The organism is Escherichia sp. E10V5, from assembly GCF_004212315.1.
In the GTDB taxonomy this organism is placed as follows: domain Bacteria; phylum Pseudomonadota; class Gammaproteobacteria; order Enterobacterales; family Enterobacteriaceae; genus Escherichia.
In genome coordinates, this window is sequence record NZ_RHJM01000005.1 from 14,782 (window position 1) to 33,759 (window position 18,978).

Annotated in this window: 25 protein-coding genes; 3 read left to right on the plus strand and 22 right to left on the minus strand. The window is 53.0% G+C overall.

The genetic code is table 11. The annotated features are described in order from the left end of the window. Positions 1-5: 5 nt before the first annotated feature. The 18 genes from D9738_RS04510 to D9738_RS04590 all read right to left on the minus strand — a co-directional run bounded on the left by D9738_RS04510 (position 6) and on the right by D9738_RS04590 (position 13,851). Entirely contained in the window at positions 6-557 is a 552-nt protein-coding gene (locus D9738_RS04510) for a tail fiber assembly protein (RefSeq protein WP_130259651.1), read from the minus strand. A gap of 2 nt (positions 558-559) precedes the next feature. Next, a complete protein-coding gene (locus D9738_RS25495) occupies positions 560-2,260 on the minus strand; it encodes a phage tail protein (RefSeq protein ID WP_130259652.1) in 1,701 nt (566 codons plus the stop codon). Next, positions 2,257-2,892 carry a phage tail protein gene (locus D9738_RS04520; protein ID WP_032082639.1) on the minus strand — a complete coding sequence of 212 codons (636 nt, stop codon included), beginning with the start codon at positions 2,890-2,892 and terminating at the stop codon, positions 2,257-2,259. Before D9738_RS04520 ends, D9738_RS25495 begins: the two co-directional genes overlap by 4 nt. Beyond that, positions 2,889-4,073: a baseplate J/gp47 family protein gene (locus D9738_RS04525; RefSeq protein ID WP_130259653.1), complete on the minus strand. Its 1,185-nt coding sequence runs from the start codon at positions 4,071-4,073 to the stop codon at positions 2,889-2,891. Before D9738_RS04525 ends, D9738_RS04520 begins: the two co-directional genes overlap by 4 nt. After that, the gene (locus D9738_RS04530; RefSeq protein WP_000556623.1) at positions 4,066-4,416 is read right to left on the minus strand and encodes a DUF2590 family protein; all 351 of its coding nucleotides are present in this window, start codon (positions 4,414-4,416) and stop codon (positions 4,066-4,068) included. The genes D9738_RS04525 and D9738_RS04530 overlap by 8 nt, the downstream gene beginning before the upstream one ends. Continuing rightward, positions 4,406-6,502 carry a phage tail tape measure protein gene (locus tag D9738_RS04535; protein ID WP_000082775.1) on the minus strand — a complete coding sequence of 699 codons (2,097 nt, stop codon included), beginning with the start codon at positions 6,500-6,502 and terminating at the stop codon, positions 4,406-4,408. Before D9738_RS04535 ends, D9738_RS04530 begins: the two co-directional genes overlap by 11 nt. Beyond that, entirely contained in the window at positions 6,502-6,648 is a 147-nt protein-coding gene (locus D9738_RS24715; RefSeq protein ID WP_000906384.1) for a hypothetical protein, read from the minus strand. Before D9738_RS24715 ends, D9738_RS04535 begins: the two co-directional genes overlap by 1 nt. A 41-nt stretch (positions 6,649-6,689) precedes the next feature. Continuing rightward, positions 6,690-6,977: a putative phage tail assembly chaperone gene (locus D9738_RS04540; protein WP_000998379.1), complete on the minus strand. Its 288-nt coding sequence runs from the start codon at positions 6,975-6,977 to the stop codon at positions 6,690-6,692. A gap of 70 nt (positions 6,978-7,047) precedes the next feature. Then, positions 7,048-7,389, minus strand: a complete 342-nt coding sequence (locus tag D9738_RS04545) for a M15 family metallopeptidase (RefSeq protein ID WP_000777017.1) — start codon at positions 7,387-7,389, stop codon at positions 7,048-7,050. 109 nt (positions 7,390-7,498) lie between these two features. Further along, positions 7,499-7,795 carry a phage holin family protein gene (locus tag D9738_RS04550; RefSeq protein ID WP_001155241.1) on the minus strand — a complete coding sequence of 99 codons (297 nt, stop codon included), beginning with the start codon at positions 7,793-7,795 and terminating at the stop codon, positions 7,499-7,501. A 3-nt stretch (positions 7,796-7,798) separates the two neighbouring features. Further along, positions 7,799-8,254 (minus strand): phage protein, encoded by a 456-nt coding sequence (locus tag D9738_RS04555; protein WP_000213187.1) that lies wholly within the window; start codon positions 8,252-8,254, stop codon positions 7,799-7,801. Next, positions 8,251-9,399: a DUF2586 domain-containing protein gene (locus D9738_RS04560; protein ID WP_130259654.1), complete on the minus strand. Its 1,149-nt coding sequence runs from the start codon at positions 9,397-9,399 to the stop codon at positions 8,251-8,253. Before D9738_RS04560 ends, D9738_RS04555 begins: the two co-directional genes overlap by 4 nt. 19 nt (positions 9,400-9,418) lie before the next feature. Beyond that, on the minus strand, positions 9,419-10,132 hold the full coding sequence (locus D9738_RS04565) for a hypothetical protein (protein ID WP_105281790.1): 714 nt from the start codon (positions 10,130-10,132) through the stop codon (positions 9,419-9,421). Further along, complete coding sequence (locus tag D9738_RS04570; RefSeq protein ID WP_130259655.1) at positions 10,129-10,602, minus strand: phage tail protein; 474 nt, start codon at positions 10,600-10,602, stop codon at positions 10,129-10,131. Before D9738_RS04570 ends, D9738_RS04565 begins: the two co-directional genes overlap by 4 nt. Before the next feature lie 9 nt (positions 10,603-10,611). After that, complete coding sequence (locus D9738_RS04575; protein WP_130259656.1) at positions 10,612-11,106, minus strand: head completion/stabilization protein; 495 nt, start codon at positions 11,104-11,106, stop codon at positions 10,612-10,614. 98 nt (positions 11,107-11,204) lie between these two features. Continuing rightward, positions 11,205-11,915: a phage terminase small subunit gene (gpM, locus tag D9738_RS04580; protein ID WP_107183121.1), complete on the minus strand. Its 711-nt coding sequence runs from the start codon at positions 11,913-11,915 to the stop codon at positions 11,205-11,207. A gap of 17 nt (positions 11,916-11,932) precedes the next feature. Next, complete coding sequence (locus D9738_RS04585) at positions 11,933-12,946, minus strand: phage major capsid protein, P2 family (protein WP_130259657.1); 1,014 nt, start codon at positions 12,944-12,946, stop codon at positions 11,933-11,935. Positions 12,947-12,960: 14 nt separating this feature from the next. Continuing rightward, entirely contained in the window at positions 12,961-13,851 is an 891-nt protein-coding gene (locus D9738_RS04590) for a GPO family capsid scaffolding protein (RefSeq protein ID WP_000040311.1), read from the minus strand. 194 nt (positions 13,852-14,045) lie between these two features. On the opposite strand from D9738_RS04590, the gene D9738_RS04595 reads away from it, so the two are divergent. From D9738_RS04595 to D9738_RS04605, 3 genes are all read left to right on the plus strand, one after another. Beyond that, complete coding sequence (locus D9738_RS04595) at positions 14,046-15,833, plus strand: terminase family protein (protein WP_000331672.1); 1,788 nt, start codon at positions 14,046-14,048, stop codon at positions 15,831-15,833. After that, the gene (locus tag D9738_RS04600) at positions 15,826-16,860 is read left to right on the plus strand and encodes a phage portal protein (RefSeq protein ID WP_097728286.1); all 1,035 of its coding nucleotides are present in this window, start codon (positions 15,826-15,828) and stop codon (positions 16,858-16,860) included. Before D9738_RS04595 ends, D9738_RS04600 begins: the two co-directional genes overlap by 8 nt. A gap of 65 nt (positions 16,861-16,925) precedes the next feature. Continuing rightward, on the plus strand, positions 16,926-17,183 hold the full coding sequence (locus D9738_RS04605; protein WP_001254198.1) for an ogr/Delta-like zinc finger family protein: 258 nt from the start codon (positions 16,926-16,928) through the stop codon (positions 17,181-17,183). Between the two features lie 68 nt (positions 17,184-17,251). Here the strand turns inward: D9738_RS04605 and D9738_RS04610 are convergent, their stop codons facing one another. The 4 genes from D9738_RS04610 to parM form a co-directional block, all read right to left on the minus strand. Continuing rightward, positions 17,252-17,611 (minus strand): Rrf2 family transcriptional regulator, encoded by a 360-nt coding sequence (locus tag D9738_RS04610; RefSeq protein ID WP_000974053.1) that lies wholly within the window; start codon positions 17,609-17,611, stop codon positions 17,252-17,254. An 11-nt stretch (positions 17,612-17,622) separates the two neighbouring features. Next, a complete protein-coding gene (locus D9738_RS04615; protein WP_130259658.1) occupies positions 17,623-17,910 on the minus strand; it encodes a hypothetical protein in 288 nt (95 codons plus the stop codon). Positions 17,911-17,924: 14 nt separating this feature from the next. Beyond that, positions 17,925-18,239, minus strand: a complete 315-nt coding sequence (locus tag D9738_RS04620) for a plasmid partitioning/stability family protein (RefSeq protein WP_097411080.1) — start codon at positions 18,237-18,239, stop codon at positions 17,925-17,927. Positions 18,240-18,243: 4 nt separating this feature from the next. Then, the coding region (gene parM, locus D9738_RS04625; RefSeq protein WP_130259659.1) for a plasmid segregation protein ParM domain-containing protein at positions 18,244-18,978 on the minus strand (735 nt) is incomplete at its 5' end.

The following is an 18,978-nucleotide window of genomic DNA, read 5'->3' on the forward strand; positions in this document are numbered from 1 at the left end:
ACTTCTTAATTCTCGCTAATGTTCTGCGGTAATTCTGGCCATACAATCGCGGCATACGATGCTTTATCTGTAACCTGGCTGAATGTCATCTCCCGTAACGTTTTTGTATAAATACGGCAGGCTTTCAATTTCCCCCTGTCTTCGTCGCTGATTAATCCCAGCAGCAGGTCTTTTTCCCATTCGCTGGTCATGATGCTGGCCTGTTTTAACAGTGCATCACGCTCATCTTCCGCTTTAAGTTTGTAGTCGAAGACAAATTTATCGTCGCGGTAAAACCAGTAACCAGGCACGGTAATACGGCGGTTAGCGGTAATATCAGGAACTTCAATAACACTGGCGTTACGGGGTTCAATGCCTGTCACATCCTTACCGACCCACACCACGCGCCCGTCTCCGGTGTAAACCATTTTTATGGTGTCACTGGCAAAGTTCTTCTGTTCTTCATACCAGTTTTTGCCGTCTTCCGAAAAAAGCCAGGTAACACCATATTGTTTTGTCAGCTGATATTGTTCCGCGGTTTTCGGGTTACCCGCAGTAATATTTTTTAAATGCAACATTGTTAAACACTCGCCACGTTATACCAGGTACCGTTAATCAGTTTCTGAAGCGGTCGGTAATACACGCCGCCGATGTTATCTGCCGAATTACTTCCGGTTTCCTGCACATTAATACCGGATAACCCGTGGCCTGAAGGTGAGCGAAATGTCCAGGATATCTGGTTACCTCCCGGGTTGTAATACATTTCGGAACCATAACGCACATCCTGCACGCCGCCTGTTTTGGTCTGGTAACGGGCATCAAAGTTTCCGTAGTCTGACGGTGTTACCCGCCCTGAAACATTCACTGCCCGGTTACTTTGTAACGCGCCATTCTGAAAACGGAATACGTGCTGACCATTGGCATAAACATCCAGCAGGCCGTCACCATTCTGTTTCAGGCCGGTATCGTTATCCCCGAAAGCAATTGAGTTTCCGCCCAGCGCATTCTGAACGCCGATACCCAGCGCACCATTCACCTGAGAACCGCCACCAACAGACACTTTATGCGACATGGATATTTCACCCGTCCGCAAATTAATAGTGAACGGACGCAGGGGGCCAATATCGCCGTTTTCGCCCTGATTTTCCCGGGTGGGAATAAGATGCAGGCACTCTTCAGAACGACGAAAAATCAGGCCAAAAGCTTCGTTGAAAATCCTCAGTGCATTAACACCACGGATTTTCAGCTCCCCGGTCATGGTGTCGCCGTCGCGCTCAACAGCGTCTTTTGCTTTATCCATTGCGGCTTTTACTGCCTTTGATGTGGCGGCGCGGTCTTCTGCGTCGCTGTCGGTGGAGTTGCTGTACTGCGCAAAGCCTTTCTCCTTCAGTGTTGCGTCCGGATGATGGCGGGATTTTTCGTGCTCTGCCAGTGCATTGCTTTGTTCTTCGTCGGGTGTCTCCGGGCGCAGGTCCTGTGGGCCGTCTCCTGTCATTTTTGCAAGTGGCGCGACAAAGTGTCGGAAGCCGTTACCGTCTGTATAAGACGCATGTTCCTGGCGGGCGCAGAACGTAAAAACGGTATTCCATTCGCCGGTAACAAATCCCTGCCAGCTTGCATCAATCCAGATGGTATCCCCGACCGCAGCCGGCAGGCTGTAAGGTTCGCGCAGACTGACGCGCAGACCTCCCACATAACCCACGCCGGCGGCAACAGTAGCGGTACCGTCCTGATAGCTGACCTGAAAACCATCCCCCAGAAAAGCGGCTTCACCGTAGTGATCAAACGCCAGCAGCCGGCGGGCCTCATCCATTCCTGCAAGGCGTGCAGTGAAATCAATCTGCCAGACATCAGCGCTGACATCGATATGCATTGCTGCGGCTGCGCCGTCAAACTCCATGGAAAATGTGCGGATCAGGTTGTTTCCCTGCACGCCGTTCGCTGTTTTAATTTTTTGCTGACGAGGTGTGTGTGCAATCATGCAGAGCACGCCGCTTTCTTCGTTCAGCAGACCGATCCAGTTGTATTCGAAGTCGCCGACTGTCGTGTCCAGAATGATGGAAAACGCGGTCGCGTTCGGCGACAGGAGGCCGTACTGGGTGACCGGCGCACGATACTGAATCATGGATTCATCAGGGAGTATCTCATCGCGGGGGATCTCTGCGGATTCATCCTGTCCCGGAATATATGCAAAAACAAATGTATCCGGGCGCGCAGGTTTTCCACTGATGATTTGATTTGCGCACCAGTGTTCGTACTGTTCAGTAATAATCGTGCTCATGCTTCATCTGCCTGTAATGTGTAATGTTCCACGGACAGGCCGTAATGTCCTGCCTGTAGCGAAGCGGTTAACCAGATGGTGTCCTTTCTCACCGTTGCTTCTGCTGTGTGATACCTGTAATGGCCATCGAATGTGCCGGCTGTCATCCGGGCAGTGGTTGTATTGATTACCTGAAAGAAATAGCGCCTGCAGGTACGACCATACTGGCGCACGAGCTGCATCATCAGCGCGTTGTTTTCACTTAACTGGGTGTCATTAATGCGCAGTAAAATAACGTCCCAGTCATGCTGCAGTTGCCGTTCCAGTGTTTTAACGTCTCCCACGCCAAGACGCTTAAAGATGCGTTCGAAGCCGGCGCGTTCGCCAGAGTCCTGAGCGTTAATAAACGCGTGTTTCACTCTTAAGCGAAATAATGAAACCGGCTCACCTTTAAATCGGGTGATATTGCGCTGATAAGCCAGCAGGTTAAGTAAAGGCTCTGCGCAGGTGTCGACATCAATCTGCTGTAGTGGCCACGTCAGCCAGCTGTATACCTTTTCCCAGTAGCGATGCGATGAATGTGCCAGCGTTAACGGCTCACCTTTATTCATCCAGGTGGGGAGCGGGAATTCAGGGATCTCCGGAAGTTTCACTCGCTCACCTCCACAGTAAGGGATTCCAGACGAGGAACAGCCAGATCACTGAGAATATCTGGAAGAGAAAATGTAACCGACTCCACCTGTGGAAATACCTGGTGGATCTCTTCGCCCAGTCTGGACATGCTGAAACGGCTATACGGCCATGTTTTCTGAACGTCATAATCGCTGTTTTCTCGAAATGCACAGCGAACCAGATTTTCCACATTGCGCAATAACGTCTGAATTTCCTCATCGCTGAGGTTCAGCGTTGCATATAACCAGAGTGTCACGGTCAGGGTGTGGCGTGTTTCAGGCATGGAAAAACAGCGCAGATCATCACCGTGTCCGTGATGACCTTCATCGTTAATGAATGCGTTTACTGCATCAACGAACGGTTCGGATGCGATGCCGGTATCCAGCAGAATGTAAGCATTTGCTGTGCCGGGGCCGCGTGGTGCGTCATGCAGAAAATAGATGCGGTCGGCACTGACGCCGGCAACGCCGGCAATTAATCCCCGATAAACTGCATCGGTGTGATAAGCGCCGGCAAGATTAAACTGATTGCGAACACGATCACGCAGCTCGTCATCGCTTTCTTCGTTGGCACCCGGTGTGGTCAGCCAGTTTTCATCGTTCTCAACACCGGCAATACCATCAATCGCCACTGGAAGGATGCGGTAATATCCCGGCGCAAGGTTAAAGCCGGCTCCGGCCTGTTCCGCAGAAACATCGATGTTCATGCTGAGTGTTCCTGCCGGAATAACGGTATCCCTGACAACGGTCAGCGTATAAATCACGCCGTTAATGCGTTCTGTCTGAATCTGCGTACCGGCCGGCACGGTAACTGCGCGATCAATGTCGTTCTTGGTGAAACGAATCACGCCGGCTGCGTGCGTGGCGGCCTTGCGTTGCAGGTTTACCGCCCAGGCAAAAACATCAACGAATACACCGCTGGCATCGGCCAGAAACAGGTTTTTCATCACCACATTAACCAGCGCATCTTTCAGCCACATCACGGGTTTTGTGGTGATGGCTGTAATCAGTCGCCAGAACGGCGACATGCGGGATGTGTTGGTGATAAGCCCTTCGTCTTTGACAATGGCTTCAAATTCAGCGCGTGCCTGTTCTTCGGTTACCGGCATGCCGTTATCAGCCAGAATGCGCTCGTAATCTGCGGTGGGTTTGCCGTTAATCATCAAGAGATACCGTAAAAGTCAGGGGTTCAAAAAAATCTTCGGTGTGGGCGCTAATCAGCAGGCGACCAGAAAGCGGGGTTTCTTCTGTCACACTGACCGTGCCGGGTGTGATGCGCTCATCATCTTCAATCAGCAGTGTCATCTGCATCATGATGTCGGCACGAAGTGTCGGGCTTTTTTCAGCCAGCAGGCGCGTTGCCAGTCCGCTCTCAATGATGGCGTGCTGGCAGTCCTGGGCAATACTTTCCCTGTTGTTGCATAACACCGGCTCACTGGCGCTGTTCAGCGTGAGATTGCGGCCGGTGATGAGCAAATCAATGTAAAGCGGTTTATCAGTATGCATGCAGCTCCATCCACTCGTTAAGACGGGCAGGGGATGGATCCTGCACATTGACGTTAACCACACGACGGGAGTTGTCGATGGTGGTCTGGTTTTCGCTGTTGTTCTGCATCTCTGCCGCAATGCCGCCCGGTCCCGCACTGATGGCTTTGCCGCCGGTTAATACGGAGCCTTCGCCACTTCCTGTGCTTTCCGGTGTGTCGATATTGACGCCGGGGATCATGTTGAGCTTGCCTACAATCCAGCCCCATGAATCACTGAAGGACTGTTTCACCAGTTCCCAGAGGTTACTGAAAATATTCAGGATGCCGCCCGCGAGATCCTTCAGGGCATCCAGTGGTGAATGCGTGGAAAAATAGTTAACCAGTGCATTCCAGCCGTCCTGGATTGTGTTCCATGCATTGCCGAACCATGCCCCCATACTGCCGACCATTTCAGCCACCCACTGAAAGGCGGCGGTATCCATCAGCGCGGCTTTAATCTCATCCCAGCGGGTGATCAGGAAATAAATGCCCACGCCCAGCGCAGCCAGTGCCAGGATGATTAATGTGATGGGGCTGAAAAGTAACTGTGTTGCAATTGCGGCTCCGCTGGTGACTGCGGTGTAGATTTTCATTGCTATGCCGGCGGCACCCAGCGCAACAGAATAAAGCCAGAGTCCGGCGCGCTGTAATTTCAGCAGCGCCAGCTGAATTTTTGCTTTGACGTTGTATGTTCCCATAGCAATGGACATGGCCAGATACAGCGCCCTGACCGTTCGGGCAACTACAGTGAATGCCCACATGGTAGCCGTCAGTGTGCGTTTCAGCAGAATGAGAATCTTCAGCGGCGCAACAGCTGCCAGCCAGACCAGCCGCAGTCCTGTCCAGACAAACTTCGCCACACCCACCATAATGTTGACAACAGCACCCACTGCGGCAATGCCCAGCAGGGCGGCAGACAGTAAACCAATGGCCCGTGTGATATTGGGATACAGACGTAACCAGGCAACAAAGGATTTACCGCCTTCGTTGCTTTTCTGGATAAACGGGTACAGAACAGGCAGCAACTGCGTGCCAATTTCGATGCGAATGCCGTTAATAATTGCAGCGGCCTGTTCCCATGGATCAGCCATGGCCTGTGCCATTTCGACAGCCTTATCCATACCTTTGATATTGCCCAGCGTGGCGATATTCTTTTCAAGTCCGCCAATGTCTGCATTGAGTAATTTAATCATGGCCACAGCTTCATCGGAGCCAAAGGCGCTTTTCAGCAAATCGGAATCAGCCACTTTTGACAGATCACCAAATTTACCCCTGATAAGTTTCATGATCTCGACAACACTTTTCATCGTGCCGTCTTTATTCACGAAATTAAGCCCCAGCTTTTTCTGGGCGCTGCCTACTGCGGCAAGAAATGCCTTGTACTTTGTCCCGGCCTCGCTGCCACTCATGGTGGCCTGCAGCTGTCCCAGCACGGCGAACTGTTCAGCCGCATCAATACCGGCCGCTTTTGCACTGGCACCCAGCGTGGTGAACGCCGCTGACATGTTATCGCCGGTTGTTTTAAACATTTGCACGGCGGTGGCGGTTTGCCCGGCGACCTGCTCCACCCATTTGCTTTTTCCCATGGCATCAGCCTGGTCTTTAAAGATGCCGTACATGGTGCCCATGTAGGCGGTAATGGTCTGGCTGCTGGATTTGGTTGCTGCTGCCACCGTTGCTGATGCGGTGGTGAAGCGGGACAGCTCATCGTCAGTTAATCCGGCAATGGCTGACTGGATGTCGTAAGAAGCACGCACAAAATCCTGCGCAGCCCCGCCGTATTCCATAGTGAAATCAACGGCGGCGCGGCTGAGTTTACGCAATCCGGACTCTGCGACGCCCAGTGATTTCACCTCACCGAGCGCCCTGTCCATTTCAATGGCTGGCATCAGTGCCCCCTGAATGGCTGCACCCACTCCCCAGAGCGCAGCGCCTCCGGTAGCAATGTCCCGAAAGGCTCCCCGACTTGTTGCAGCAAATCCCTGAACCTGTCGCCCGGCCGCACGCAACGGCCTTGTCAGGCGGTCTGTCAGTTCAAGAAGTAATTCAAGGCGCTGTTGTGACATTACGATCCCTTAAAAGCACGGATAATGCCGTTATTGACGGCGATGCTCATATTTTCCCAGTAGTGGTTATCCAGCCAGACGGCGGCAGCCAGTGACTGCGGCGAGTCATCCTCGCCGGGCAGCCAGTGGCGGCGCAGAATCAGCATCCGGGTAAGGTCATTGCGATCAATGGCCCCCAGATGGCTTTTTATTTTTTTACGGTGATTTCCACTTCCGGCACAAACTCGTTATTCACGGCTGTTGCCAGGCTGGCTGGCATTCCTGGTTTTTCCAGCAACTGGTTCAGCAGATCGCGGTGCTCTTTAATCACGATACGGCGCAGGTAGTTTTTCAGCGGCGCGATTTTGTTATCCGGCATGAAGTCGTTCTGCAGGTCGTTGTAGGCTTTTACGGTCGGGATAAACGTCAGTTCATGCTCGCCGACCTGTAAAGTGATGGTGTTCTCTGCGGTAGTCTGGGTGTTTTTATCGTTCATCATCATTTCCTTTTAAAGTCAAGAATAAGAGGGCTTAATAAGCCTGCAGGAAGGCTTATTAAGCGTAAAATCAGCGCACGCCGTCGTGCTCAAGGCTGAAATGATTGCCATCCGGGCGGTTTTTAAAACGACCGCCCCATGCGCCACCAAGGGATTCCCAGTACTCGCCCAGCTCGCGGTAGGCCTCTGTGCGGGTCTGATATTCACCGTTAATAAACAGATTAAAATCCACGGCCAGCCGCTGGCAGTGCAGGCTGTTGGCAATGCCGGATCCCTTTTGTGCGTTGAGTTTTGCCTGTTCTGGCGTGCGGTACGCCTCACCGAACGTCAGGCCATAACCGCGCTGATGGGCAAACTGGATGAGTTTTCCGATCATGACGGTAAATTGTTGTTGCTTATCGGAGAGTTTCATTTTTGCTCCTTATGAGGTTGCTGAGGTTTGCGCAGCCAGTACCACAGTGCCCGGATAATTTTCCAGGCAATGGCAGCAGCTTTTTGTTCCCTGCGGGACAGCATTGCTGTTACTCCTCTTTGTTCTCTTTCTCGCCCAGCTTCCGGCGCATATGACGCAGGAAGATTTCAACAATCTGGTAACCGGCAACGCCCATTGCAGTGCCTGCGCCGGCAATGGCCAGTGGGTCAAGGTTCGGGTAACGAACCAGCAGGGCAGCGGCAGAAACACCCAGCGCGCTCCCCAGCAGGGTTCGACCCACAAACAACCGCAACGTAATCGGCTCTGCGCCAGCCAGCACCCGACTTGCGGCAGCGATTCCGCCCAGAATGCCCAGGGTGATAATGGTGCGCTCATGCTCCTGCATGGTTCACCCCATCAGTCCGCGCACGTCGTTCTCTGAGAGAACGGGCACGCCGTTGATACGCACAAAGTCAGGGCTTGCCACCACGTACTTGATTTTGTGCGTGGTCAGATCTGCGCTTTCGGTGTCAATGCTTAACAGGCCGGAAAGCATCAGCTCACAACCGAAGGCTTCAACGCGGATTTCTTCAGTGCCCGTGTTGGCGTAAAACACAAAATCCATTGGCGGCAGATCGCGCCACGATCCCGCCTGAGCAGCCACTTCCCCGAGCTGGTTAAAGCTGCGGGTACTCATTTCGATTTCACCTTCGGCACTGACAGGTCCACGCAGTTTACCGTCAGGGATGCCACGGGTTTTGGCAACGGCGCTTTCATCGCTGATGTCCAGTGAGATGCTTTTCACATGGATATCCGTTCCACCGATAAAGGTGTCAAACGCCATGCCGTTAATGCGGGTCGTCATGCCTTTTCCTCCAGAGATTTATCCAGCTGAATGCCCACTTTGATGGTTTTAGGGCAGGCGTAAGGGCGGACAACAATGCTGATGCTGACCGTCTTTTCGTCCTGCCAGGTGATAACCACGTCGCCTTTTTTTGGGGATTTCACTTCGCCCGGAAACGTGATGCCGTTAATTTGCATGGATTTCGCCATGGCACGCAGTGGGCGGGCAAACAGCGTTTCATGTGCGGCAATGCTGCCCGGCGTGCTGTTCAGCGAGCGGTCGGCAATCTTGGGGATGGCCATCAGCCGCACGCGGCGCGCCACCTTATCAGCAATGCGGACATGCTCAATGACGTTGTAGTCCCCGCCTTCCACTTCAAGTGTTACACCGTCAGCCCAGTAAAGGCCGTCATAGTCGGCATACCACATGGGCACGCTGTAGCGGGCGGTTGCCAGTGCCTGCAGAGTGTCGAGATCAATTGCCTGCCCTGCGCTGTCTTTCGGGCGTTCTGTGGTTTTCAGTGCGGACAGGGGCCCGGTTGCCACACGTGCCGGACTGTCAGCAATGGTGACGGTGCTGTTACACAGGCGACCAGCAAGAACGCCCGGTTCAAATCCAAAAATCTCCGGAACCAGCATGACCTGCGGAGCTGCAATGCCTTTCTGTAGCGCGGTCAGTTCGGCAACGTATTCCGCCCAGGTTTTACTGTTGTCGTTGGCGGCGATGGTCAGGATGAACCAGATGCGGCGCTGATATTTATTGATGATGGTCTGACGTAACGCCTGTATGGCGTTGATGTCATCCTTCGTGCTGACCGGTTCGGTGATCACCACGCCTTCAACTGAAACAGTTTCCTGAGCCGCCAGTATGGCGTTCTGCCATGCCTGGCAGGCTGGCGTTGCTTCTTTGCCTTTGCCGGCTTCCGGCAGAACGGCAACATAGAAAAAGGCATTCTGTCCGGCATTGGTCAGCGCAGACTGAAGGAAATTCTTCAGCGGATTGGCGTTTGTTCCCAGCAGTTCATCCAGATCGCTGTTGGCATTAACCGGCAGAACCTTACCTTTGTTGTTTTGTGCATTGCCCACAAACAGCAGCGTATTTTCCACGCCGTCCGGCGAGCTACTGAACGTGTTGTACTGTTCAATCGTGACAGATGGCCATGTCATGGTTTGTCTCCTGATTTTGTTATCTCGTGCCGCCGTAATGCAGGCTGCGCAGCTGCGCTTCCAGAATGCGGGCAAATTCAGCATCGCTGGCTCCCAGAAATGCGCGGGAAGGGATTTTGATTTCCCATACACGTTTTTTCTGCTCGCCTTTCAGAATGCTGATCACCAGTCCGGCCTGCGCCATACTCATGTTTTCCATAATCCATTTCAGGGAAGGTTTTCTGCGCCCCCTGCGCCCGGTCTTTTTGCTGACTGCGCCGACGGGGGCGCGAAAGCCCAGAGAAAGAAGGCGTTCTGCCTGCCGTCGTGTGGCGGGACGGGTGCGCATGGCTTCGCTGTCCCGGCGTTTTGTGGCGCGGCCTTTGATGGTTGCGCCGTGCTGTTGCACCCACGCGACCGCCCCACCATGAGAGCCGGTGTTGTAATCCCCTTTTTTGAAGAAAAGGCGGACACTTTTCCCGCTGCCGTCAACCCTGATGGCCAGCAGTTTCGGCAGTCCCAGCAGCATTTTGTTTTTATACCTGCCGCTGGCTTTATCCGGTCTTTTTCGTGGTGCCCAGGCTGCCCCCTCCGGTGTTCGCTGTGCTTTCACATTGCGTCGTGCAGCCGGTATCAGGCCGTATTTCGCAATGCGAACCAGCAGCCTTTTGGCCTTTGCCGGCGGAAGTTCTGCCTCTCTGATGGCGCGACGAACCTGCCGGAGTTGTGACTCGTTAATCACGGGGCGCGTCATGGCATCACCTGGCAGTGAAGCTGATGCGCCTGAGCCACCCAGATTTCAGGCTTTTCCAGCTGGTAACGTTTCCCGCCTCTGGGGATGGGGCCGTTTTCGTCCTCAACCAGGGTGATGGGATCAACCAGCGGCAGACTGATTTCCAGCCATGCCACTTCATTTTCATCATCCACTTCGACGTCAACGGTTGGCGCATCCAGTGCCAGGCGCTGGCGCAGGTCGCCGCCGTTGTCTGCCAGCCAGGCTTCAACCAGAGAAAACACCAAATCCGGATTGAGCTGACGATAGGGCCATGCGTCCCATCGCAGAAAAGCCGTATATTTTCGGACCTGTGTGCATAACTGCCCGTGCCCCAGCGACTTCGTAAACGGAATGAGCGTGATGTCATCCATGTCACTGGTGAACGGAATGCGTGAGCGTGCCGGCAGATTGTTTTCAATGAATGCCGTCAGGCTGGCGAGTTGCGTCATACCGTTACCTTAATCAATCAGCGCGATGGATGCACGTGGTCGGCCCAGCAGCGCCCGCACCGCCATTGCCGCTTCAGCCAGCAACGTCCGGCGGCTCTCGCTGGCTTCTGATGAGGGCTGCGCCTCGCGTCGCCCCACGCTGGCAGATTCCGGCAAAAGATCGGCCTTTGCGCGGGCATACACAGCCTTGGTGTAAAGTGCTGTAATGTGGTTCTGCATCCGTTCAGGTTGTGCATCCGTATTGCGCGGCTCTGGTTGCAACACGGTGTAACCCGGAATATCGGCGGCCCGGGTGTAGCCCTGTTCCTGCCAGTATTCACGGCGTGCAGCCAGTTCAGTGTTAATCTCTGTTACCGCGCAAAGCAGCGCCGTCAGCACCGTTTCGTGTGACGTGACGGCGGGGATGCTGCGGCTCTTTTCAAAATCGCCGGCATCAATATCCGGCCAGAATCCATCGTTCTGAATAATGGCCTGCTGATAGTGAATGCTTTTCCCGTCAAACATGCTCACTCCGGGGAAAGGCGGGCTGACCGGTTTCCGCAGTGTGCTGATGGCTTTTACCGGCACACCTCCACCGCGCCCGCCCGGTTGTTGGGAGTTGTTTACGTGCCCTGCAACGCGCGCAGTCTTGCGGCAATGCGCTGGCGCAGGGTTTTCACCTGAATTTTGGGATGCAGCCAGGCAGCCCGTTCCAGGCACTGGTCGGCCTGTTGCAGTCTCTCCGGATCGTTAATTGCGCTGGCCTGTGGCTTGCCGTCATCGCCGCGCAGCAGCAGGATGCCTGCAAAGCGCCAGTAGCGGGCAGCAAGGCGTTCATTCACGCGCCATTTGTCGCGGATTTTTTCAAACACCTGCTGAAAATATGGCGCGATACTGTTCCCGCGTTCAGCTTCGTTTTCTGCCCATTCAAGAATGAAATGGGCCACAAACGTTGGCAGCTCGCTTTTGAAGTTCTCCGGCGTCTTTTGCCCCTGCTCAATGGCAATGTCAGCCCACCGCAGCGCCATCTCAAACTGCCCGGTATCGAACAGCCAGATGATGCAGTACACCAGAATGGGATTCTGATAGACGCGTTCCCCCTCCAGATAAGCCTGTGCGTGTGGCAGCCAGCGGGGCAGCAGCGTGTTCCGCTTGAATTCCAGCTTGTCAGACAGCAGCTCCATGTTGTGCAGTTGTCTGACATCGTTATCCAGTGCCAGCAGCTTAATGTGCTGACTCTCTGTGCTGACGGCGCGCCCGTCTGTTCTGGTCATGAGCGCCGCACGGCGCTCATCCATCTGTCGGGCACGTTGTCGCTGCATTGGCGTTGGCATACCGTGCGCTCCGTTTATCAGGCGATGGTGACCGCAGACTCATCCACGGCAGCATATAAATCCGGATCGCCCAGGGCGTACCCCTCATAACGCCAGTATGAGTTTTCGAACTGTTTGCGATCGCCCACATCTTCTGCCTTGCGGCGGCGGGAGCCTTTCAGCGTCAGGATCTGCAGGTTTGGCAGCATGGTCACCACCATACGTTTGCCCGGCATAAACGGCGGAATGATGGCCTTGCGGCCCGCAATGTTCTTCGTCAGCAACTGTGCGGCCACTTTTTCGGTGGGCTTGTCCTCTTTGTTGTAGAGGCGTAGTTCTTCAGCAGCCACAAGGTCTGCGCCAACCAGTACAGTAAGGCGAGGATCGTTGTGATATTGCGCCGGGATATAAGTGCGGATCAGGTCTGAGGCCATGGCATCAAGGCTGACATAATCACCGCCTTCGCCCAGGGTAACGGCGTCCGTCAGAATACGGGAGGTATTGCCGGGCTGTTCTCCCCACTTTTTGGCGATTTCATGCCAGCCGACGTTAACGTCTTCGCCGTTCGGGTGACTTTCCGGGTCAGAGTTTTCAGCAGCCTCTTTACCGTTAAAGCCAATGCGCAGCATGTCCAGCGCAAAGTTGGTGACGGCGGCGGAGTTCATCAGGTTGAAAAATTCCTGCGGGCTGCCGGCATTCGCCCAGATGGCGAGTTGTTCCCAGGTGATCACGCAGCAGGAATCAGTTTCAACGAGTTTAAATTCGTTGCCTTTGATGCCCGAACCTTTAGCGAAACGACCGCTTTTCACGCGACCGGTGCGCAGCGTGGATTCGCCCACGGTGACGACCTGCCCTTGCGGGTGCGGAACGTCCATGCAGGTGATGAAACTCAGAAATTCCGTGCTTTCCAGCAGGGCTTTGCGCAGGGCAATACTGCGTGGCTCGGTCAGCGAAAAGAAACGATCGCTTGATTTCCCGCAGTCACTGAATGTTTTTTGCAGTTCGCTGATGTACTGATTAACCAGCTTTTGTGCTTCTGGTGTCATGTTCATTGCGTTCTCTCCGGTTACACCAGGTTAAAAGTTTCGCCACCGGCCGGATTGTTGCCCGGCAGCTTCGTGGCGTCCTTGCTGAGTTCAGCAAATGCGGTTTCCATACTGGTAACCTTCTCCGCGATGGCGTTCACTGTGGAGAACAGCTTTTCGCCCTGCTCGGTGGTCAGCGTGAAGGTTTTGTCGTCCTTGTTGTTCTGTTCTGCGTTGTCCTGCCCCTGATCGCCGGTGCTGCCTTCCGGCTTGTTATCACCGGTATCTTTCGGGGCATCCTTCGCGCTGAACTGCGCGACGTTTTCTTCCAGTTTGTTCAGGCGTTCGCCGGTTTTGTTGATGGCGTCCATCAACTGACCGAACTGTTTTTCGTTCATGTCGTTTTCCTGTTTGTTGCGTCCCACGGAGAAAAGGCCGGAAAAGAAACTGCGTTTGGCCTGCTCGTCGTCAGACTGCAGCGTGAAATTCAGTTCTTCTGCATTTCCCATGTGAATGGAGTCTCCCTGCGAAAATTGCAGGCGGGTGGTGTTGATGCTGGCCGGTGTGTCAGTCACGGCGATACCGGATACAAAGAATTTGCCTGTTCCCAGGTAGTTTTCCTTTACCTCTATGGAGGTGAAAAGTTTTTGCCCGGCCTCGTTGGCTTCGGTCAGAAAGCGGTTGGGTATCAGGCGGGCTTTCAGCTGCACTTTATCGCCGACTTTTTCCGCCTTCAGTGCATCAACAAGACCATAGTTATTGGTGAAAGCACGCCAGCCGGCGCTGGCATGAAACGGCCAGAGCATGGCGGTGTGTTCGTCCGGGTTATAAACCTCGGCGGCATCCGTCAGCCACTTTGGATCAATTTCCCGACCGTCGATGGTGGGGCCTGAAGTGGCTACGACCACCCAGTCTGTTTTCAGTTTCGACATCTGAATTAACCCGCTGATAAAAATTAAACTGGCGTTATTTAACGGAGAAATGAAAATGTCGTCATCTGATTAATTTCCGGTACTTTCGGATATGCGTATATATCCGAAAAATACCGAAAAGCGATATTCGTTTTTAAAAAAGCCTTTGCTGAAAATGCATAAATTAAAATTGCATCAGCAGGTGAGGTTTATTTATGGCGTATTCTGATGAGGTGATTGCTGCTGCAAAATCGCTCTATCTGAAAAGGCACACACCAAAAGAAATACAAAAGAAGCTCGGACTGAACAGCCCGCGAATTGTTTATTACTGGGCGACAAAGTTTGAGTGGTACACACAGCTTAATACTGAAGGCGTGGAAGATGTTATCGCCCGTCGTCTCGCTGTACTGGCGGAGCGTGATCATAAAACGCCGGAAGAACACGATGAACTCGATCGCCTGATTGGCCATCACGTCAAACTGATGTCGGTCAGGAACAAGCACACGGAACGAATGGCCGAGATTGAACGAATGGGAGCGGATATTCCCCAATCTGGTCGTTATGGAAAAGAAGAACGCGGAGAAAAAGGTGCAGGTAAGAAAGAGCGCCCCCGCAAAGCTAATGACGTTTCCGGACTGACTGCTGAAAGTTTTGAGCCGTTTACGAAAAAGTTGTTTACTTACCAGTTGCTCCTGCGTGAAAACAAATTCCGCCGTGTACGCAACCTGCTTAAATCCCGCCAGATTGGGGCGACGTATTACTTCGCGTTTGAGGCATTTGAAGATGCAGTATTAACAGGCGACACACAGATATTTTTATCGGCATCAAAACGTCAGGCCGAAGTGTTCCGTACTTATATTGTAAAAATTGCACAAACAGAGTTTGGCATTCCCATTAAAGGCAATCCGGTTAAGTTAAGTAATCTGGCTGAACTGTATTTTCTGGCGACCAACAGTAACACAGCGCAGTCAAACAGCGGCCACCTGTATATTGATGAATACCTGTGGATCCCCGGTTTTCGCCGTCTCAATGAAGTGGCGTCAGGGATGGCCACCCATAAACACTGGCGCATTACCTATTTCTCCACGCCGTCATCCAAAACACACCAGGGTTACCCGTTCTGGTCTGGCGATGAATGGCGCAAAGGCGATCCGAAACGAAAAGGGGTTGAGTTTCCGTCCTTTGATGAGCTGCGCGATGGTGGGCGTGAATGTCCGGATGGTCAGTGGCGCTATGTGGTTACGCTGGAAGATGCCATTGCCGGCGGCTTTAACCTTGCTGACATCAACGAGCTGCGCGAGCGATACAACGAAACAGCGTTCAATATGCTGTTTATGTGTGTGTTTGTGGATGACAAAGAGAGCGTCTTTAAATTTGATGATCTTGTGCGTTGTGGTGTTGATGTCAGTACGTGGGAGGATTTTCACCCGGAAGAGTCCATGCCATTTGGTAACCGTGAGGTTTGGGGCGGCTTTGACCCTGCGCGCTCCGGCGATAACGCCACATTTGTAGTGCTGGCACCGCCGCTGGTTGCGGCAGAACGATTCCGCGTGCTGGAAAAACACCACTGGCGCAGCATGTCATTCCAGTTTATGGCAGAGCGTATACGCAGCATTAAAGCACGCTATAACATGACGTTTATCGGCATTGACGTCACCGGTCTTGGCTACGGTGTCTTTGAGCTGGTTCAGGGATTTGCCCGCCGTGAAACAGTGGCCATTCATTACAGCGTGGAATCCAAAAACCGCCTGGTGATGAAGATGCTGGATCTGATTTACGCCAACCGTATTGAGTGGGATGAAGAAGCCACGGATATTCCGGCATCGTTCCTGGCCATTCGTCAGGAATCCACCAACAGCGGCAATAAAGTCACTTTCACCGCCGAACGTAGCGAAGAAACCGGGCACGCTGACATCTTCTTTGCCATAGCTCATGCCGCAAGTAATGAACCCCTGAACTATAAGCACAAGCGCAAATCAACATGGATCCTGTCAGATGAGTAAAAAGAAAAAATACCCCGTGTTACACGATGGCGTGGCAAAAAAAACAGCCAGCAAAATGACTTTTATTGAATTTGGTGACCCGGAACCGGTCGCTGCATGGGGCTGTTATTACGGCTCGCTCTGGGATGGCTATAACGGCTGGTACACGCCGCCCATTGAGCGCATGGATCTCGCCATGTTGTCCAATATCGCACCGTATCACGGCGCGGTATTGCGTGCGCGCGTCAATATGATCATGCAGGGTTTTCGGGGTGGTGGTGGTATGACACACGCCGCCATGGCGGCAGCAGTAACCAATCTGCTGATATTCGGGGATATGGGGTTGCTTAAAGTGCGCAATGGCTTCGGTCGGGTGGTGCGCCTGCATACGTTACCTTCTCTGTACCTGCGGCGTAACAACGAGGGTGGCACGGTGATTGTGCAGGCAGCACTGGAAGATCTCGTTTATCAGCCAGGCGAAGTGGTGTTCGTAGCCATTTATGACCCGCAACAGCAGGTTTACGGTGTCCCGGATTATATTCACGGGATGGAATCCGCCATGCTGAATGTGGATGCCACCCGCTTTCGCCGCAAGTATTACAAGAACGGCGCACATCTTGGTTATATCCTGTATTCCACTGACCCGGACATGGATCCCGAGCTCGAGGCGGAATTCCGTAAAAAGATAGAGGCGTCAAAAGGGGCGGGCAATTTTAAATCCATGTTTATCAATATACCGGGCGGAGACAAAGAAGGTGTTAAGGTGATCCCTATCGGGGATTCAGGTACAAAAGATGAGTTCCTGAATATAAAAACCATCAGTGCCCAGGATCAGCTCGTTGCGCACCGTTTCCCACCCGGACTTGCCGGCATCATTCCCGCAAATACGGCCGGGCTTGGTGACCCACTGAAATCCCGCGAGGCATATTACAGGGATGAGGTTATCCCGATGCGCCGCCTGATTATGGAGGGGATCAACAGCGACCCGGATATCAGACGACTGGGGGAGGTGAAATTTATTCTTGATTTTGATGAACCCATGGAGTGATGTGCGGTATGGGGAAAGAGCGGGTAAAATCGGTGGCAGTAAAACGCTGTTCCGGGAGGTGGAAAATGCGCAGACAGAAAGCGCGATGTCATTGCTGCGGTGCACATGCAGTGATTGAGAAAACAGCCTGGAAAACCGATCAGTTTGCTGATGTGTATTACCGTTGCACCCGTCTCGAGTGCGGACATACCTGGGTGATGAATCTGACCTACTCGCACACACTGGTGCCCAGCGGGCTGGAGAATGGTGTGTTAAAGCTGTTGATTGAGCGGATGCGTCCGGAAGAAAAACAAATGGCTCTGGAGTTGTTGCAGGCCGGATAGCTGACGCGCTTTGCTTGTCCAACCCGGAACGGGCGCACAAAGAATTTGCGCACCCGTTCCGGGTTTTCTTATTTAATGGCAGACAACTGATAATTTGTGTCTTCCTGCAGGCTGGTTAAAGAAATATTATCCAGTGCAGCCAGAATAACGTGCTGTGTATATAATCCGGAACATTTCATTGCCCGGACAATATCACCAACACTGTAATTTTCTTTTGTTGGGATATATCCACCACCCGGGCCGCGTGTGGCTTTTACCAGGCTACTTTCCCGTAAATATCTGAATATTTGCTCCAGATATGACAGTGAAACGGTTTCTTTGCTTAATTGCCGGAGCGAGATTGGCTTTCCGGTGTACTGTTTCACAAATTTAATCATTACCATAACTGCAACTGATGCACGCTGGCTTCCGGAATTATCTTTCATCATGATTACTTCCATTAATGGCATAAATTGATGGAGCGGGTCAGTGAATAAAGAGGCAATACATTCCATCCCTTAGAGCGCCAGCTGTCTGCAACATCTTTACTTCTTGTTATCGCCGGCATTCCAATAGGATTATTTGCGTGCATCCATGCCACTGGCTCTGCTTCCAGTGATGCAAGTGCGATTTCCAGTGCGATTAACATATTGTGATCGTCTTCATCAAGACCGAACGGGATGTCTTCGCGCCACGATTTAAACTCTGTGATTTTACGTTGTAACCATTCTTTGGTAATGGTGGACATAGTTACTCCTGTTTTCACTTCGGAAAAAACGCCTGAATATTCTTCTTCACCTGCTGCATATGGGGGGCGCTGTCTGCTGCTGGTTGCGCCGGTTTTTCAGGCTGTACTGGTAGCGGTGGCATCCTTATTTCGTCTTCTGACCATTCTGCCAGCGAATACGCCAACGCGGGGATGCGTTTTATAAGAGCCAGTCCGGCCAGAAAAGCCGCGCGTTGTGCGCGGCTGCGTTCGGAGGCTGGCAGGCTGTCGAGGTAACTGCACGCCTCCCGTTCGCTCTTGACGACGGCGGGCTTCAGATAGAAACTTATCCGTCTGGTTGGTGTCGTCATTGATTTACTCCTTGTCCATTGCGTACAGCCCATTAACCAGAGCAAACTGTGGCACCCCGTCCGCGATGAAAGTCGCATTAACTCCGCAGGCTTCGCGGATAGCGGGTGCCACAATCTCCGCTCCTCCACCTACAACCATCACCCGCCCGTAACCCGAAAAACCCGCCAGCGCGCGGATCACGCGTTGTTTCAGTGTTTCCTCCTTTTCACGAATAACTGCCATCAGGCTGGCGTAATGCGCGTCATTGTGGATGTGCTGGCGCAACCAGGCTTCATCGTGGCGATGTTCGATAATGGTATTGGCGATGTGGTGACTGGTGCGCATACCGTTGGTGGCCATCACCGACAGCACGGCGTCGGCCATCAGAGAAACGCCTACGTGTGGATCGCAAAACACCTGGCTGATACCTGCCAGTTGCCCCTGAACCTTTGCCACATCCAGCGTGGTTCCGCCCAAATCCACAATCAGCAGGGATTCAAACGGACTCATGTCAGCCAGTGCTTTAAAGCCAGCCGGAATGGATTCAGGCATAACCCGCACGTTACGGATAGTGAATGCCTCGCCGTTCTGGTACTCCACCTGGCGCATAACGTTCGCTTTTTTGCGGTTGATGTTGGCCATGTCCGGCTGTGCGTTTGTGTCGAAATACTCGCTCAGTGGCAGGGTGACAACCACATCCACCTCCTGTGGCGTGATGCCTGATTTGACCAGCGCATGATGAATGGCAATGACATTCAC